Origin of the sequence: Bradyrhizobium jicamae (assembly GCF_018130695.1) — a bacterium.
GTDB lineage: Bacteria > Pseudomonadota > Alphaproteobacteria > Rhizobiales > Xanthobacteraceae > Bradyrhizobium > Bradyrhizobium jicamae_B.
On the sequence record NZ_JAFCJX010000010.1, the window covers coordinates 1 to 16,239 of the forward strand.

General features: G+C 64.0%; 14 protein-coding genes. 8 read left to right on the forward strand and 6 right to left on the reverse strand.

Features of this window, described 5'->3' with window-relative positions:
- The 3 genes from JQ604_RS15870 to JQ604_RS15880 form a co-directional block, all read left to right on the forward strand.
- Positions 1 to 3,960 (forward strand): response regulator (locus JQ604_RS15870; protein ID WP_212358357.1); only part of this gene is annotated, 3,960 nt, incomplete at its 5' end.
- 15 nt (positions 3,961 to 3,975) lie between these two features.
- Positions 3,976 to 5,469 (forward strand): sensor histidine kinase, encoded by a 1,494-nt coding sequence (locus JQ604_RS15875; protein WP_212358634.1) that lies wholly within the window; start codon positions 3,976 to 3,978, stop codon positions 5,467 to 5,469.
- Positions 5,470 to 5,566: 97 nt separating this feature from the next.
- Positions 5,567 to 6,901: a PQQ-dependent sugar dehydrogenase gene (locus JQ604_RS15880; RefSeq protein ID WP_212358358.1), complete on the forward strand. Its 1,335-nt coding sequence runs from the start codon at positions 5,567 to 5,569 to the stop codon at positions 6,899 to 6,901.
- On the opposite strand, the gene JQ604_RS15885 is transcribed toward JQ604_RS15880, so the two are convergent.
- From JQ604_RS15885 to JQ604_RS15905, 5 genes are all read right to left on the reverse strand, one after another.
- A complete protein-coding gene (locus JQ604_RS15885) occupies positions 6,902 to 7,768 on the reverse strand; it encodes an ABC transporter ATP-binding protein (RefSeq protein WP_212358359.1) in 867 nt (288 codons plus the stop codon). It abuts the gene before it with no gap.
- A complete protein-coding gene (locus JQ604_RS15890) occupies positions 7,765 to 8,664 on the reverse strand; it encodes an ABC transporter permease (protein WP_212358360.1) in 900 nt (299 codons plus the stop codon). The genes JQ604_RS15885 and JQ604_RS15890 overlap by 4 nt, the downstream gene beginning before the upstream one ends.
- Positions 8,661 to 10,082, reverse strand: coding sequence for an ABC transporter substrate-binding protein (locus JQ604_RS15895; protein ID WP_212358361.1), 1,422 nt, complete (start codon positions 10,080 to 10,082; stop codon positions 8,661 to 8,663). Before JQ604_RS15895 ends, JQ604_RS15890 begins: the two co-directional genes overlap by 4 nt.
- A 180-nt stretch (positions 10,083 to 10,262) precedes the next feature.
- A complete protein-coding gene (locus JQ604_RS15900) occupies positions 10,263 to 11,027 on the reverse strand; it encodes a Crp/Fnr family transcriptional regulator (RefSeq protein WP_212358362.1) in 765 nt (254 codons plus the stop codon).
- Between the two features lie 114 nt (positions 11,028 to 11,141).
- Positions 11,142 to 11,441, reverse strand: coding sequence for a gamma-butyrobetaine hydroxylase-like domain-containing protein (locus JQ604_RS15905; RefSeq protein ID WP_433996250.1), 300 nt, complete (start codon positions 11,439 to 11,441; stop codon positions 11,142 to 11,144).
- Positions 11,442 to 11,766: 325 nt separating this feature from the next.
- On the opposite strand from JQ604_RS15905, the gene JQ604_RS15910 reads away from it, so the two are divergent.
- The 4 genes from JQ604_RS15910 to fdxA all read left to right on the forward strand — a co-directional run bounded on the left by JQ604_RS15910 (position 11,767) and on the right by fdxA (position 15,153).
- Entirely contained in the window at positions 11,767 to 13,509 is a 1,743-nt protein-coding gene (locus JQ604_RS15910; protein WP_212358363.1) for a fumarate reductase/succinate dehydrogenase flavoprotein subunit, read from the forward strand.
- Between the two features lie 34 nt (positions 13,510 to 13,543).
- Complete coding sequence (locus JQ604_RS15915; RefSeq protein WP_022724287.1) at positions 13,544 to 13,777, forward strand: 4Fe-4S dicluster domain-containing protein; 234 nt, start codon at positions 13,544 to 13,546, stop codon at positions 13,775 to 13,777.
- 2 nt (positions 13,778 to 13,779) lie between these two features.
- Complete coding sequence (locus tag JQ604_RS15920) at positions 13,780 to 14,751, forward strand: HEAT repeat domain-containing protein (protein ID WP_212358364.1); 972 nt, start codon at positions 13,780 to 13,782, stop codon at positions 14,749 to 14,751.
- A gap of 63 nt (positions 14,752 to 14,814) precedes the next feature.
- The gene (fdxA, locus tag JQ604_RS15925; RefSeq protein ID WP_212358365.1) at positions 14,815 to 15,153 is read left to right on the forward strand and encodes a ferredoxin FdxA; all 339 of its coding nucleotides are present in this window, start codon (positions 14,815 to 14,817) and stop codon (positions 15,151 to 15,153) included.
- A gap of 21 nt (positions 15,154 to 15,174) precedes the next feature.
- Here the strand turns inward: fdxA and JQ604_RS15930 are convergent, their stop codons facing one another.
- A complete protein-coding gene (locus tag JQ604_RS15930; protein WP_212358366.1) occupies positions 15,175 to 15,432 on the reverse strand; it encodes a hypothetical protein in 258 nt (85 codons plus the stop codon).
- A gap of 167 nt (positions 15,433 to 15,599) precedes the next feature.
- On the opposite strand from JQ604_RS15930, the gene JQ604_RS15935 reads away from it, so the two are divergent.
- Positions 15,600 to 16,187, forward strand: coding sequence for a hypothetical protein (locus JQ604_RS15935; RefSeq protein ID WP_212358367.1), 588 nt, complete (start codon positions 15,600 to 15,602; stop codon positions 16,185 to 16,187).
- Positions 16,188 to 16,239: the final 52 nt, after the last annotated feature.

A 16,239-nucleotide genomic window follows, 5' to 3' on the forward strand; every position in this document is an offset into this window, starting at 1 on the left:
GTGGCGCGCGGCGACCTGTCGCGCAAGATCACGGTCGACGTGAAGGGCGAAATCCTCGAGCTGAAGAACACCATCAACACGATGGTGGACCAGCTCAACGGTTTTGCCGGCGAGGTGACGCGCGTGGCGCGCGAGGTCGGCACCGAAGGCAAGCTCGGCGGTCAGGCCGAGGTGCCCGGCGTCGCCGGCACCTGGAAGGACCTGACCGACAACGTCAACTTCATGGCGTCGAACCTGACGGCACAGGTCCGCAACATCGCCGAGGTCGCGACCGCGATCGCCGGCGGAGACCTCTCAAAGAAAATCACGGTGGACGTCCGCGGCGAGATCCTGCTGCTCAAGGACACCCTGAATACGATGGTGGAGCAGCTGCGCTCCTTCGCCGCCGAAGTGACGCGCGTGGCGCGCGAGGTCGGCACCGAGGGCCGGCTCGGCGGCCAGGCCGTGGTGCCCGGCGTCGGCGGCACCTGGAAGGACCTCACCGACAACGTCAATCTCTTGGCTGCGAACCTCACCACGCAAGTCCGCAACATCGCCGAAGTCACGACCGCTGTGGCGCGCGGCGACCTGTCGCGCAAGATCACGGTCGACGTGAAGGGCGAAATCCTCGAGCTGAAGAACACCATCAACACGATGGTGGACCAGCTCAACGCCTTCGCCGGCGAGGTGACGCGCGTGGCGCGCGAGGTCGGCACCGAGGGCCGGCTTGGCGGCCAGGCGGAAGTCTCCGGCGTCGCCGGCACCTGGAAGGATCTCACCGACACCGTCAACGTGATGGCGGCGAACCTGACCGAGCAGGTGCGCGGCATCGTCAAGGTGGTGACCGCGGTCGCCGACGGCGACCTGAAGCAAAATCTCACGGTGAAATCGAAGGGCGAGGTGGCCGCGCTCGCCGACACCATCAACAACATGACGGAGACGCTTGCGACATTCGCCGATCAGGTGACGTCGGTGGCGCGCGAGGTCGGCGTCGAAGGACGGCTCGGCGGCCAGGCCAACGTGCCAGGTGCTGCCGGCACCTGGAAGGATCTGACCGGCAACGTCAACCTGCTGGCCGCGAACCTGACCTCGCAAGTCCGCGCGATCGCGGAAGTGGCGACCGCCGTGACCAAGGGCGACCTGACGCGGTCGATCCAGGTCGAGGTGAGCGGCGAGGTGGCCGAGCTGAAGGACAACATCAACACCATGATCGGCAACCTCCGTCTCACCACGGAGCGCAACACCGAGCAGGACTGGCTGAAGACCAATCTGGCGCGCTTCACCAACATGCTGCAGGGCCAGCGCGACCTCGCGACCGTCGGCCGCCTGCTGCTGACGGAGCTCGCGCCGCTGATCAACGCCCATATGGGTGTGATCTACCAGGTCGAGAACCCTGAAAGCCCGCAGTTGCGGCTACTGTCGGCCTATGCGCATGACGGCGCCAATCCGCATCCGCAGATCGTATCCCTCGGCGCCGGCCTGATCGGCCAGTGCGCGCTCGACAAGCGCCAGCGCCTGGTCTCGGACATTCCCGGCGATGCCGTGCCGATCAATTCGGCCCTGATGCGGATCATGCCGAAGAACCTTGTCGTGTTCCCGGTGCTGTTCGAGAACCAGGTCAAGGCGGTGATCGAGCTGTCGTCGATCGCGTCCTTCACGACCTCGCAGATCACCTTCCTCGAACAGCTGACCGACTCCATCGGCATCGTGCTCAACTCCATCGAAGCGACGATGCAGACCGAAGGCCTGCTCAAGCAGTCCCAGCAGCTCGCCGGCGAGCTGCAGACCCAGCAGAAGGAATTGCAGCAGACCAACGACCAGCTCGAACAGAAGGCGCAGCAGCTCGCCGAACGCAACGTCGACGTCGAACGCAAGAACCAGGAAATCGAGCAGGCGCGGCGCGCGCTGGAAGAGAAGGCGACCGAGCTGTCGCTGACCTCGAAGTACAAGTCCGAATTCCTCGCCAACATGTCGCACGAGCTGCGCACGCCGCTCAATTCGATCCTGATCCTCGGCCAGCAGCTGACGGAAAACCCGGACGGCAATCTGACGCCGAAGCAGGTCGAATTCGCGCGCACCATCCATGGCGCCGGTACCGATCTCTTGAATCTGATCAGCGACATCCTCGATCTCTCCAAGATCGAGTCCGGCACGGTGACCGTCGATGCCGAGGAGATCCTGACCTCGAGCCTGCTGGAGACCGTGGGCCGGCCGTTCCGCCACGAGGCGGAGAACCGTCATCTCTCCTTTGCCATCGAGGTCGACGGGAATCTTGCGCGGAGCATGGTGACCGACTCCAAGCGCCTGCAGCAGGTCTTGAAGAACCTGCTGTCGAATGCCTTCAAGTTCACCGCCGAGGGCGGCGTGAAGCTGAATGTGTCGGCTGCGGTCGGCGGCTGGAGCGCCGAACATCCGATCCTCAATACGGCACCCGCGGTGGTCGCCTTCGAGGTCACAGATACCGGCATCGGCATTCCCCTCGACAAGCAGAAGCTGATCTTCGAGGCGTTCCAGCAGGCCGACGCCGGCACCAGCCGCAAATATGGCGGCACCGGCCTTGGCTTGGCCATCAGCCGCGAACTCGCCAGCCTGCTCGGCGGTGAGATCCATCTGCGCAGTGCGCCCGGCAAGGGCTCGACCTTCACGCTTTATCTGCCGCTGAAATATTCCGGACCGACCGTGGCGCTGCGTTCGCAGACGCCGCCGACGCCGATGCCGCATACGGCGACTCCGGCGCTGCAATCCTCGGCCGTGCAGGAGCGCGTGATCGAGCAACTGCCGGATGACCGGCTCAATCTCGAACCCGGCGACACCATCCTGCTGATCGTCGAGGACGATCCGCATTACGCGCGGGTGCTGATCGATCTCGCCCGCGACAAGGGTTTCAAGGTGCTGGTCGCCAGCCGCGGGACCGAGGCCCTCGAGCTTGCAAAGCAGTTCCAGCCGTCCGCGGTCTCGCTCGACGTGTTCCTGCCGGACATGCTCGGCTGGACCGTGCTGAGCCAGCTCAAGCACAATCCGTTGACCCGCCACATTCCGGTCCAGATCATCACGCTCGACGAGGACCGGCAGCACGCGCTGGCGCGTGGCGCATTCTCCTTCGTCAACAAGCCGACCACGACCGAAGGCGTCAGCGCGGCACTGTCGCAGATCAAGGAATATGCAAAGCCGCGGCGGAAGCGGCTGCTGATCGTCGAGGACAATGCCGCGGAACAGCTCAGCATCAAGGAACTGCTCGGCCACGAGGATATCGAGATCGTGACCACCGATACCGGGGCAGGGGCGCTATCGACCTTGCGCGAAAGCCAGTGCGACTGCGTCGTGCTGGACCTGCGGTTGCCCGATATGAGCGGTTTCGAAGTGCTGGATCAGATCCGCAAGGATGAAACGCTATCGAATGTTCCCGTGGTCGTGTTCACGGGGCGGGAACTCTCCGCGGAGGAAGATGCGGAACTCCACACCATGGCGCGGAGCATCGTCGTCAAGGGGGTGGAATCGCCGGAACGGCTGCTCGACGAAACGTCACTCTTCCTGCACCGTGTGATCACGGAATTGCCCGTCGAAAAACAGAGGATGCTGGAGAAGCTCAATAGTTCCGATGAGGATCTGATTGGCAAAACGGCGCTGCTTGTCGACGACGACGCCCGCAACATCTTCGCGCTGTCCAGCGTGCTGGAACGCCGCGGCATGAAGGTGCTGACGGCGACGACCGGGCACGAAGCGATCTCCCTCGTCGAGTCCAATCCCAAGATTGCGATTGTGCTGATGGACATCATGATGCCGCAGATGGACGGGTACCAGACCATCGGCGCGATCAGGCAAAATCAGGCCTTTGCCCGCCTGCCGATCATCGCATTGACGGCGAAGGCGATGAAGGGCGACCGCGAAAAATGCCTGGAGGCGGGCGCCTCCGACTATCTGGCCAAACCCGTCAACACCGAGCAGCTGCTGCTCGCGATCCGCATGTGGCTGCACCGCTGACCGGCAAACGACATGATGGAGCATGAAAAGGTAAACATCCTTCTGGTCGATGATCAGCCGGCGAAGCTGCTGGCCTATGAGGTCATCCTGAAGGAGCTCGGCGAGAACCTCGTCGTGGCCTCCTCGGGCCGTGAGGCGCTGGAATTCCTGCTCAAGAACGAGGTTGCGGTGATCCTCGTCGACGTCTGCATGCCCGAGCTCGACGGCTTCGAGCTCGCGGCCATGATCCGTGAACATCCGCGCTTCCAGAAGACCGCGATGATCTTCATCTCGGCGATCCAGGTCTCCGACTTCGACCGGCTGCGCGGCTATGAGATGGGGGCCGTCGACTATGTGCCGGTGCCCGTCGTGCCGGAGGTGCTGCGCGCAAAGATCCGCGTGTTCGCCGAGCTCTATCGCAAGACGCGGCAGCTCGAGCGCCTCAACACAGAGCTCGAAGACCGCGTGCGCGCCCGCACCGCCGAGCTGGAGCAATCGACAACGCGCCTCGTCGAAAGCGAGCAGCGCCGCAGCATGGCGATTGCCGCCGGCAAGATGGGCTCATGGGACTGGGACTGGATCAACGGCGACTGGATGTGGGACGAAGGGCAGTACAAGATCTTCGGCATCGAACCCGGCACGCTCGATGTCACCTCGTCGAACATCCAGACTCTGTTTCACCCTGATGACGTCGACGGCCTGCGCCAGGCCTGGGGCGAGTTCACCAAGGGCGCCAAATCCTACGAGACCGAGTTCCGCATCGTCAGGCCGGACGGCGAGATCCGCTGGTGCGTCGGCACCGCGGCCGCCAGCATCGACAAGGATGGACGGGTGGTGCGGGTCAGCGGCGTGACCGTCGACATCACCGATCGCAAGCGCGCCGAGGAGCGTCAGAGCCTGCTCACGCGCGAGGTCGACCATCGCGCCAAGAACGCGCTGGCGCTGGCGCAGTCGATCGTGCGGCTGACGCGCGCGCAAAACATGAATGCCTATGTGAAAGCGGTCGAGGGCCGCATCACCGCGCTCGCGCGCGTTCACACCGTGCTGTCGCTGTCGAGCTGGCAGGGCGCCGAGATCCGCCGCCTGGTCGCCGAGGAGGTGGCGCCTTATTCCGGCGCAGGCCAGATCCAGATCGAGGGCGCGGAGGTGCAGTTGCAGCCGGCCACTGCGCAGACGCTGGCGCTCGCGCTGCACGAGCTCGTCACCAATTCGGCCAAGTATGGCAGCCTGTCCGCGCTCGCCGGCCGCCTGGCCATCACTTGGGAGGTCGAGAGCGACACGTTAATTCTGGCCTGGGTTGAAACAGGTGGCCCCGCGGTAACAAAACCGACATCGAAGGGCTTTGGTACGCGCAGCGTGATTGCCAGCATCGAAACCCAGCTTGGCGGGCAGGCGGACTTCGACTGGCGCAAGGAAGGGCTGATCTGCCGGCTGACCGTTCCGCTGCGATCAGCCATCTCCTCCGATACGTCGCAGTACCGCGAGATGCTCGCGCAAGACCGCCAGGCGATGACCTCCCGCGTCGGATGATCGCGCCTGCACGATTGTGAACTGAGCGCACGACGCTTTTCGGCTAAATGTGCTGGGCAAGCCTGATCATGACGATCACGGCAATGCTGGAGCCGTGATGCCGAACAAGCTGGTTTCACTCGTGCTGACGATCGCAGTCTCGTCGATTGCGACGACGGCGTTGCGGGCAGACCCGGTCCTGAAGGGATCGGACGCATTCGGCGACTGGCAGCGCGACAAACCGGGCACGGTGCGGCTGATCAGGCCCGAGGATTTGCCGAAGCCTGGCGCGACCGCCTCCAGCAGCAATCCATCGCGCGTGACGGCACGGCCGGCTTCAGCGATTCCGCAAGTGCCGGCGGGTTTCAAGATCGACCTGTTCGCCAGCGGCTTGAGCGGCCCGCGCATCATCAGGACGGCGCCGAACGGCGACATCTTCGTCGCTGAAACCTGGCAGGGCCGCATCCGCGTGCTGCGTGCGGCTGATGGCGCAACGAAGCCGACGGTGAATGAGGTCTATGCCGGCGGTCTCAGCCGCCCGTTCGGCATGGCGTTCTTTCCGAACGGCGATAATCCGCAATGGCTGTATGTCGCCAACACCGACAGCGTCGTGCGCTTCGCCTATCGCAGCGGCGACCTCAAGGCGACGGGTAAGCCGGAGGTCGTCGTCGCCAACCTCCCGCATGGCTATGGCCATTCCACCCGCGACATCGTCTTCACCCCCGATAACAAGCGGATGCTGGTGTCGGTCGGCTCCGCCGGCAATGCGGGCGAGGGGCTCGGGCGCCCGCCGGAGGGGATCGAGGCATGGGCCCGCTCGCACGCGCTGGGCGCCGCCTGGGGCTCTGAGACCGACCGTGCGGCCGTATTGGCCTTCGATCCCGACGGCAAGAACCAGGCGCTGTACGCAACCGGCATCCGCAATTGCGTGGGGCTCGCCATCCAGCCCGGCAGCGGCACGCCCTGGTGCTCGACCAACGAGCGCGATGGACGCGGCGACAACCTCGTGCCCGACTATGTGACGCGCGTGCGCGAAGGCGCGTTCTATGGTTGGCCGTGGTTCTACATCGGCGCCAATGAAGACCCCGCACATCCCGGCATGCGGCCCGACCTGAAGGACAAGGTGACGGTGCCGGACGTGCTGTTGCAGGCGCACTCGGCTTCGCTCGGGCTCGTCTTCTACACCGGCAGCAGCTTTCCGCCGGAATATCGCGGCGATGCCTTCGCCGCCCTGCATGGCTCGTGGAACCGGTCGAAGCGGACCGGCTACAAGGTCGTCCGGATCCGCCTGAAGGATGGCGTGCCGACCGGCGAGTACGAGGATTTCGTCACCGGGTTTGTCACCGGCGATAACGAGGTGTGGGGACGCCCGGTCGGCGTCACCGTCGCGCGCGACGGTGCGCTGCTGATCTCCGAGGACGGCAATGGCACGATCTGGCGCGTCAGCCGCTAGCTAGAGCACATCGGCCAATGACTGACCATGCAGCTCGATGTTGAGGCCCTGCATGCCGAGATCGTTGATCTCGCCGCCCATGGCCTTCAGGCTCTCCTCGCGGATCAGCGACATCAGCCCGCGCCGCAGCGCCAGGAATTCCGAGGACATCATCATCGACTGCTGCCGCGGCCGCTCCAGCGGGATCGGGATCTCGGCCTTGATCGAGCCGGGCCGGGCGGTCATGCAGTAGACGCGGTCGGACAGGAAGATCGCCTCGTCGATGTCGTGGGTGACGAACAGCACCGAGATCTTCAGCCGCTGCCACATGTTGGTGAGGATCTGCTGCATGATCACGCGCGTCTGTGCATCCAGCGCGCCGAACGGCTCGTCGAGCAGCAGTACCTTCGGTCCGGTCGCCAGCGCCCGGACGATGCCGACGCGCTGCTTCATGCCGCCGGATAGTCTGTCCGGATAGTGCTTCTCGAACGCCTCCAAGCCGGCGAGGCCGAGCAGGGTGCGTGCGGCGCGTTCGCGCTGCGAGCGGTCCATGCCGCGCATCTTGAGGCCGAACTCGACGTTCTCCCGCACCGTCTTCCAGGGGAACAGCGAGTATTGCTGGAACACCATGCCGCGTTCCGCGCTCGGGCCTTTTACTGTTTCGCCATCGACCGTGATGGCGCCTGCGGTGGGCTTGAGAAAGCCCGCGACGGCATTGAGGAAGGTCGACTTGCCGCAGCCGGACGGGCCGACGATGGAGACGAACTCGCCGGGATTGACGTGGATGTCGGTATTGGTGACGGCAGCCACCGAGCCGTCGATCGTCTCGTAGCTCAGTGCAAAGTCCTTGACCTCGATATGGCCCTTGCTGGCCTTGCCGTCGTTCATGCGCGCCCCCAGGGCATGGCGAGCCGCCCGACGGCCCGGATCATCAGGCTCGAGGCGAGGCCGAGCACGCCGATTGCGATCATGCCGAGCGCGATGTCGGCGTACTGGACCAACGAATAGGCCTCCCAGGTGAAATAGCCGATGCCGTATTGGCCGGAGATCATCTCGGCCGCGATCAGCGACACCCAGGCAACCCCCATGCCGATCGTCAGCCCGGTGAAGATGTGCGGCAGCGAGGCCGGGAAATAGACCTCGCGGAAGATCGAGGCCTCCCGGGCGCCGAGGCAACGCGCGGCGCGGACCAGCACGGGATCGACGAGGACCATGCCATGCAGCGTGTTGACCAGGATCGGGAAGAACGAGCCGAGGAAGGTGATGAAGACGATGCTCTGCTCGTTGGTCGGCCACAGCATGATCGCCATCGGCACCCAGGCGATCGCCGGGATCGGACGCAGCACTTCAGAGACCGGGAAGACGATCTCGTGCACCAGCTTGAAGCGGCCCATGATCAGCCCGAGTGGCACGCCGACGATTGCAGCCAGCGAGAAGCCGAGCAGGATGCGGCGGCAGCTCAGCACGATATGCATCAGGAACTTTGGATCGTGGATCGCTTTCGTGAAGCTCTCATAGACCGCCAGCGGCGAGGGCACGTTGGTGAAGCGGACGAAGAACACCACGCGGTACTTCGTCAAGAGATGCCAGATCACCAGGAACACGGCGAGCGAGACGATGCCGATCAGAGTGGCGCGGATGCGATCCTTGTTAAGGCGATACCAGCGCCCGGCGATCACACCGAACGTGGCGGGCGCCGCCGGTGCCGCGGCGGCGGGCTCGGATGTAACCGCAGCGACCACGGGTTCGGCCTCCTGCCGGGCAAGCACGGGGCTGGAGCTCACGTCTTGCCTCCGCCAACGGCCGACTTCACGGCGTCCTCAAATCCCAGCACCTTGCCGCCGGTCTTGGCGGCGTAGGCTTCCGCGTCCTTCTTCAGCAGGAACGGCGCGATGTCGCCGCCGCCGACCGCAAAGAATGCCTGGTCGGCGAACAGCTTGATGCCGCGCGAGGTGTCGAAGACGTAGGCGACGTTGATCTTCTTGCCCTTGGCCTTGAAATCGGCATAGGCGCCGAGCGTGCAGGTCGCGCTGGAGAACGGCAGGATGCCGTCGCCATCGACCCAGACCTCGCCGGACTTGCGCGGTTCAGTCACGGGCTTCTTGCAGAAGCTGTCCTCGCCGGCGATCTCGTAGTTCGTCGTGCTGGCGAGTTGCGCGTCGTAGTCGAGCTTCATCTCGGCATAGGCCTTGCGGATGTAGCTATCGTCGACCCATTTCTTCGGATCGAATTCCTTCATCCGTCCGAGATTCTGCAGCACCTTGACGTCGGTCGCGGCGGCCTCGATCAACGCCGGCTTGATGGTCGGATCGGTCGTCATGTTGCCGCTGGGGCCGAGGAAGATGTAGACTACTTCCTTGCTGATGCCGGTCCATTCCTGGATCTTCTCGGCCGCGAGCTTCGGATCGGCACGCAGCCATTGATTGGCGGCGATCACGGCCTTGATGTAGGCGACGACGACCTCCGGATATTTCTCGGCGAAGTCGGAACGCACGACGACGCCGTGGAAGGTCGGCAGGTTGGTCTCGACGCCGTCGAAGATCTTGCGCGCAAAGCCGCGGAACGGCAGCAGCTCGGCGAACGGCACGAAGTCGGCGTGGGCGTCGATCTTCTTCTCCTGCAGGTTGGTCGAGCCGACCTCGGGGCTCTGGCTGACCAGCTGGAAGAAATCCGAACCATAGCCGCGGTCCTGCATCGCCTTCAGCACCATGCCATGTGCGGCGGAACCGAAGGGCACGCTGACCAGCTTGCCCTTGAGATCGGCAAGATCGTAGTAGGGCGAATCCTTGTGAACGACGATGCCATTGCCGGAGCCGGCCATGCTGTAGGCGGCGACCGCGATCAGGCGGCTCTTGCTCTCCGGATTGTTTTCGAAGGTGAAGCCGTTGACGACCAGCGGATAGTCGCCCATCGCGCCGAATTGCAGCTTGTTGGCCATCATGCCGTTGGTGACGGGCGGACCGGAGGTGAAGTTCTGCCACTCCAGCTCGAACTTGATGTTGGCGTATTTGCCTGATGTCGGCAGATACTTCTCGAGCAGTTTCAGCTGCCGGATCACGACGCCCGTCGTCACGGTGTTGGTCGTGGTGTCCTGGGTGCCGATCCCGATCGTGACGGTTTCTGCAGCCGCAGGACGCGCAAGCATCAGGGCCAGCGCGGTGGCCGATAGCGCGATCGCGCGTGCTGGAATGTGGCGGAGCATTCTCATCCTCTCTCGGTTGGATGTGCCGATGCTGCCATGATTGGGTGAGGGGCCGATCGCTGCAAACCCGGACTGATCCTCACGGTCGATTAGTTGCCGGGAAACCGCCGCTGCCCATTGGATGGGCAGTTTTGCCCTGGAAAGCCAATCGGCTGTGCATCAAACTTCATCCCGATAGCCCTAGTCCGAAGCAGCGCCGCGCATCTCTTCCAGCACATCAGGCCGGCACACCACGATCTGCGACCGCTTGGTCACGACGATCTGCTTCTCCTGCATCCGCTTCAGGCTGATCGTCACCCACTGCCGGGTCGCGCCGACCATGTGGGCGATGTCGGCGTGGGTGAAGGCCGCAGCGATCAGGGTGCCGTCGGGGTCCTCGACGCCGTAGAGGTCCATCAGATGCAGCATCAGATGGGCCAGGCGCTGGGTGATCGAGCGGGTTCCCAGCATCTGCGCCAGCGCCGAATAGCACTTGCCCTTGAAGGTCAGCCCTTCGATCAGGCCGATCGCGAGATTGGGGATTTCGGCCGCCAGCGTGCGCAATTCGCGGCCGGGAAGCTGCACCACGGCGCAGTTGCTGGCAGCAACACCCGACCATTGATGCGTGCCGCCTTCGAATACTTCGGGGCCGCCGACGAAATTGCCGACATGCCAGTAGGCCAGCGTGATCTCGCGGCCGAGCGGGGAGATGTAGAACACACGGATCCGGCCGCTCTCGATCAGCCAGATGCCGTCATGCCTGGCGCCCTGGCTGAACAGCGTCTGTCCGCGATTGAGGACCTTGCGGCGGCCCTGCTTTAGCACGAGATCGCGCTCGCGCGGCGTCAGCTTGTCCATCAGCGGCGGCGGGCCGCCGATTGACTGCTGATTCTCGGTGAGCAGCAGCGACGTGCTCACGGGCATTTTGCCGGGAGGCGTGGCGCCGCGAACGGCTTGGAGCAACATGGACTGCCTCCGGATCGTCTGGAATTGATCCAAAAAGCAGCAAGCTTCATGCCAGACCGATCCTGAGCGGGCGCGGCAAAGCCGCCCGGCCAATGGCTCGAAACGCCAGTGAAATCAATGGCTGGCAAGGTCCAGAAGGTAGCTTTTGGGATAGATGCCGCGGTTATGGCCGTCAGAGAAGGCAATGTTCAATCCGTAGCCGAGATCGGCGACCTCGACGATGGCGAGGCCGGGGAAGTGCGCCGGGAAGCGCTCGTCGAATCGGGCGCGAATGCAGTGGGCGCATTTGCAGGCCGTGCGCAGCGTCTCGGCGGAAAGCGTGATGCTCGCACCCTGGGATGTCGCCATCGACAGCGCGGCAAGATCGGGACTGACGTCGTATCCCGTCACAGTCGGTGCAACCGTCATCGCCATCGCTCATCTCTCCTCAGGAGGAACTTAGCAATGATCGACGGTGTCGATAGCAACTAATTGCCTGCGCGCGCCAAATAACAACGAGTCGATTGCGCACAAGCCGCGACGGGGAACGTCCGGCTACACGGTCGCCGACATGTAGAACGAACGAGCTACGCGCTTCACAGTCTTGCGCGTTCGTTTGCCGATTCACGCATCAATTCTCCGGCTGCGATTTTGGCAAATGAGCGAAACGACAGCATTCTGATCTCCATGACAACTAATTGCTATCGCAGCGGGCGGCCTTCCACAAAGCTGCCGTCACGTTGCGAACCAGGAGCAGACGATGGCAATGGACGAGATAGTCGACGGTATGTCGGAGGTTTCCTGCGACGTGCTCGTGATCGGCGGTGGCACCGCCGGCCCGATGGCGGCGCTGAAGGCGAAGCTGAAGAATCCGAAGGCGAACGTGGTTCTGCTGGAGAAGGCCAACGTCAAGCGCTCCGGCGCGATCTCGATGGGCATGGACGGGCTGAACAACGCCGTCATTCCCGGCTACGCGACGCCCGAGCAGTACACCAAGGAAATTACCATCGCCAATGACGGCATCGTCGATCAGAAGGCGGTCTACAAATACGCGCAGAACTGCTACTCCATCATCGAGGAGCTCGACAGCTTCGGCATCCGCTTCCTGAAGAACGAGAACGGCGATTATGCCGTCAAGAAGGTGCACCACATCGGCACCTATGTGCTGCCGATGCCGAACGGCGACACCGTCAAGAAAGCCCTGTATCGCCAGCTGCGCCGCGCCCGAATCCTGATCTCCAACCGCTACATGGCAACGCGCCTCTTGACCGCGAGCGACGGCCGGGTCGCCGGCGCGATCAGCGTCAACACCCGCACTGCAGAGCTGCTGGTAATCAAGGCCAAGTCGGTGATCCTCTGCATGGGCGCTGCAGGCCGACTGGGGCTGCCGACGTCGGGCTACATGTTCGGCACCTACGAGAATGCCGCCAATTCCGGCGACGGCTATGCGATGGCCTATCACGCGGGTGCGGCGCTCGCGAACCTCGAATGCTTCCAGATCAATCCGTTGATCAAGGATTACAACGGCCCGGCCTGCGCCTATGTCGCCGGACCGTTCGGCGCCTTCACCGCCAACAACGAGGGTTCGCGCTTCATCGAATGCGACTACTGGTCGGGCCAGATGATGCTCGAATTCTACAACGAGCTGTTGTCCGGCAAAGGGCCCGTCTTCCTGCAGCTCAAGCATCTGCATCCGAACACGATCGAGGAGATCGAATCGACCCTGCACAAGGTCGAGCGTCCGACCCGCGGCCTGTTCCAGCAGGGGCGGGGCACCGACTACCGCAAGGAGTCGATCGAGATGCACATCTCGGAGATCGGCTTCTGCTCGGGCCACAGCGCCTCCGGCGTCTTCGTCGACGACTTCGCCCGCACCTCCGTGCCCGGCCTCTATGCCGCCGGCGACATGGCGAGCGTGCCGCACAATTACATGCTCGGCGCTTTCACCAATGGTGCAGTCGCTGGTGCCGATGCGATGGAGTTTGCCGACAACCACGACTTTGCGGATTTCGACGCGGCCGACATCGCCAAAGAACGCGACCGCGTGATGGCGCCGACCAAGCGGGACGACGGCATTCCGCCGAACCAGATTGAGTACAAGGCGCGCCGTCTGGTGAACGATTATCTGCAGCCGCCAAAAGTCACCCGCAAGTTCGAGCTCGGCCAGCGCCGCCTCGCCGAAGTGCGCGAGGACATGGAGCAGCGCATGATCGCGCGCAATTCGCACGAGCTGCTGCGCGCGCTGGAGACACAGTCGATCCTGGATTGCGCGGACATGGCGGCTCACGCCTCGCTGTACCGCGAGGAGAGCCGCTGGGGTCTGTACCATCTGCGCACGGATTTCCCGGAGAAGGACAACGAGAACTGGTTCTGCCACACGCTGCTGTCGAAGAAGGACGGCCGCATGACCAGCGAGAAGCGCGAGGTGCAGCCCTATGTCGTGCCGATCGCCGACGACGAGAAGGATCTCTACGACAAGCAGCGCATCCGCGTATCAGCGTGAGCGCCTGCGACCAGCCATTCAAGGAGTTTGAACCATGCCTCTTGCGACTTACCAGACCTCCGTGCCCGTCGTCGTCGACGACGCCAAATGCATTGCCGACAAGGGCTGCACCGTCTGCGTCGACGTCTGCCCGCTCGACGTGCTCAGGATCAGCGACATGACCGGCAAGGCCTACATGGCCTATGACGAGTGCTGGTACTGCATGCCCTGCGAGGCGGATTGCCCGACCGGCGCCGTCACCGTCAACATTCCCTACCTCCTGAGGTGATCATGTCGAGCCCGTTCGAATCCTACGACGATCTCGACGACGCCGACGAGCGTCTGCAGGCCGCCGATCCGGCCGAACGCCGCGTCGCGATCATCGCGCTCGGCCATTCCGGCGATCCGGCCGCGGTCGCGCATCTCGCCAACATGGTCGCCGATCCCGATGCCGGCGTCCGCCAGCAGGTGGCGATGGCGCTTGGCGAGTTCGACGGCCCCGACAGCGCAGCGGGCCTGGTGCAGTTGCTGGTCGATCCTGAGCGGATCGTGGCCTCGGCCGCGGCCGACAGCATGGCCGAATTGAAGGATCCCGCCTGCGCGGATGCGATCCTGCCGCTGGTCAGGCATGGCCACGCCTTCGTCCGGATGGGTGCGCTACGGGCACTGAAGGAGTTGCGGCGCAAGGACACGCTGAAGCCGGCGCTGGAAGCGCTGCAGGACAGCGACGCTGCGGTACGCGTGCAGGCGATCGGGGTGATCGGTTTCCTCAAGCTCGAGGAGTCGATCCCTGCGCTGACCGCATCGATCAGCGATTCCGACGCCCATGTCCGCCGCGCCGCCGTCAGCGCGCTGGCATTTTCCCACATGAAGTCCGCCGCCGAGTCGATCACCCGTGCGCTGAAGGACGCGGACTGGATGGTGCGCGAGATGGCGGCCGAGACGCTCGGCCTCAACGCCAATGGTGCGATCGCCGCCGATCCCCTGATCGAGGCGCTGTCCGACGAATTCTGGCAGGTGCGGCTGAAATCGATCCGCAGCCTCGGCAAGATGAAGATCGATCGCGCGGTGCGTCCGATCGGCGGCTGCATTACCCATGAACAGGCCAACCTGCGCAAGGAGGCGGCCGCTGCGCTCGGCGAGATCGCCGATCCCGCCGGCGAGCCGTTCCTCGCGCTGGTCGCCGGCGATCCCGATCCCGAGGTGCGGAAGAATTCGCGCTGGGCGCTACAGCAGATCGCGGCGCGCAAGGCACGAGCATGATCCGGAAAAGTGTGAAGCGGTTTTCCGAAGAGATCATGCTCAAACAAGAGTCTGTCACCTGAGATGACCTACGTCGTCACCGAAGCCTGCGTGAAGTGCAAATACACCGACTGCGTCGAGGTGTGCCCGGTCGATTGCTTCTATGAGGGGGAGAACATGCTCGTGATCCATCCCGAGGAATGCATCGACTGCGGCGTCTGCGAGCCGGAGTGTCCTGCGGATGCGATCAAGGCGGACACCGAGGAAGGGCTCGAGACGTGGCTTGCGGTCAACGCGAAATTCGCGGGCGTCTGGCCGAATATCACCGACCGCAAGGACCCACCTGGCGACGCGGACCAGTTCCAGGGCGTGGACGGCAAGTTCGAGAAATATTTCAGCGAGGCGGCCGGGTCGGGATCATAGGGCGGGCAGGCAAACCAAAATCTACCCCTGGCCGTCCTTGAGGCCGTAGTCCTCGTAGATCCTGAGGGGATCGGTGTCCGGAGACAGCCGGCACTTGGCCTGGGCCAGATTGAGGGTGACGGCGCCGGCGTCGCAGCGGGCCATCAGCAGCTTCTTGATATCGTCCATATGGGCCCGGGGCTGGTGCTTCTCGGGCAGTTGCTCCAACGCGACCAGCGCCGTGGCCAGCGCCTCGGTGACGACCCATTCGTCGTGGCCCGTTATTCCCTTCTTCGGCATCACCAAACCTCCCGAACGTTTGGAGCGACTGACAGTCTAACGCAAAGCCGGGCGGTCCCGCCATCGCGACTGGGACCATCCGGCCGATTTGTGTAGACTTCATCCTGCCCCGCAATGTCAGGCGATTTTCGGACGCCCTGGGCGGGCGACTGCCAGACCGAGGTTCCATGACGCCGGACCAGGCGGATCACGCCGCGCCCCGCAACGTATTTCTCTTCAGCGGCCACATGATCGATGCCCCCGGGCGCGCGCATCCGCGCTTTCCGGCCGACAAGGAGCCGATCGCGCGCGAGGCCATCGCCAGGACGCTGGCCGAGGAGGGCGCCGGTCCCGGCGATCTCGCGATTTGCGGCGGGGCATGTGGTGGCGATCTGATCTTTGCCGAGGCCGCGCTGGCGCGGGGGCTCGCGCTCGAACTCTACATCCCCTTCGAGGTGCCGACTTTCCTTACGGAGTCCGTCGACTTCGCCGGCGCCAGCTGGCGCCAACGCTTTCTGACAGCACGCAGCCAGGCAACGCTGTACGTCATGTCCGAGGAACTCGGTCCGCTGCCGGCTGGCCAGAACGCCTATGAACGCGACAATCTCTGGATGCTCGCGGCCGCCACGCGGTTCGGCGCGGAAAAGCTTGGCTTTATCTGCCTGTGGAACGGCGAAGGCAGCGATGGCCCCGGCGGAACAAAGCATCTGCTGGAGCAGGCCCGCGCCATGACCGGACGGGTCTACTGGCTCGATACGCGCAAGCTGTGGCGGTAGCGACCCCCGTGGCTTGACCTAAATCAACGTCCCGGCCTCGCCCGACGCTTTC

What these genes read in the sequence shown, in the direction of transcription:
- JQ604_RS15905 (WP_433996250.1), bottom strand. Translation starts at nt 11,441, where the DNA reads ATGGCGATGACGGTTGCACCGACTGTGACGGGATACGACGTCAGTCCC.
- JQ604_RS15910 (WP_212358363.1), top strand. Translation starts at nt 11,767, where the DNA reads ATGGCAATGGACGAGATAGTCGACGGTATGTCGGAGGTTTCCTGCGAC.
- JQ604_RS15880 (WP_212358358.1), top strand. Translation starts at nt 5,567, where the DNA reads ATGCCGAACAAGCTGGTTTCACTCGTGCTGACGATCGCAGTCTCGTCG.
- JQ604_RS15895 (WP_212358361.1), bottom strand. Translation starts at nt 10,082, where the DNA reads ATGCTCCGCCACATTCCAGCACGCGCGATCGCGCTATCGGCCACCGCG.
- JQ604_RS15900 (WP_212358362.1), bottom strand. Translation starts at nt 11,027, where the DNA reads ATGTTGCTCCAAGCCGTTCGCGGCGCCACGCCTCCCGGCAAAATGCCC.
- JQ604_RS15920 (WP_212358364.1), top strand. Translation starts at nt 13,780, where the DNA reads ATGTCGAGCCCGTTCGAATCCTACGACGATCTCGACGACGCCGACGAG.
- JQ604_RS15885 (WP_212358359.1), bottom strand. Translation starts at nt 7,768, where the DNA reads ATGAACGACGGCAAGGCCAGCAAGGGCCATATCGAGGTCAAGGACTTT.
- JQ604_RS15915 (WP_022724287.1), top strand. Translation starts at nt 13,544, where the DNA reads ATGCCTCTTGCGACTTACCAGACCTCCGTGCCCGTCGTCGTCGACGAC.
- JQ604_RS15930 (WP_212358366.1), bottom strand. Translation starts at nt 15,432, where the DNA reads ATGCCGAAGAAGGGAATAACGGGCCACGACGAATGGGTCGTCACCGAG.
- JQ604_RS15875 (WP_212358634.1), top strand. Translation starts at nt 3,976, where the DNA reads ATGGAGCATGAAAAGGTAAACATCCTTCTGGTCGATGATCAGCCGGCG.
- fdxA (WP_212358365.1), top strand. Translation starts at nt 14,815, where the DNA reads ATGACCTACGTCGTCACCGAAGCCTGCGTGAAGTGCAAATACACCGAC.
- JQ604_RS15935 (WP_212358367.1), top strand. Translation starts at nt 15,600, where the DNA reads ATGACGCCGGACCAGGCGGATCACGCCGCGCCCCGCAACGTATTTCTC.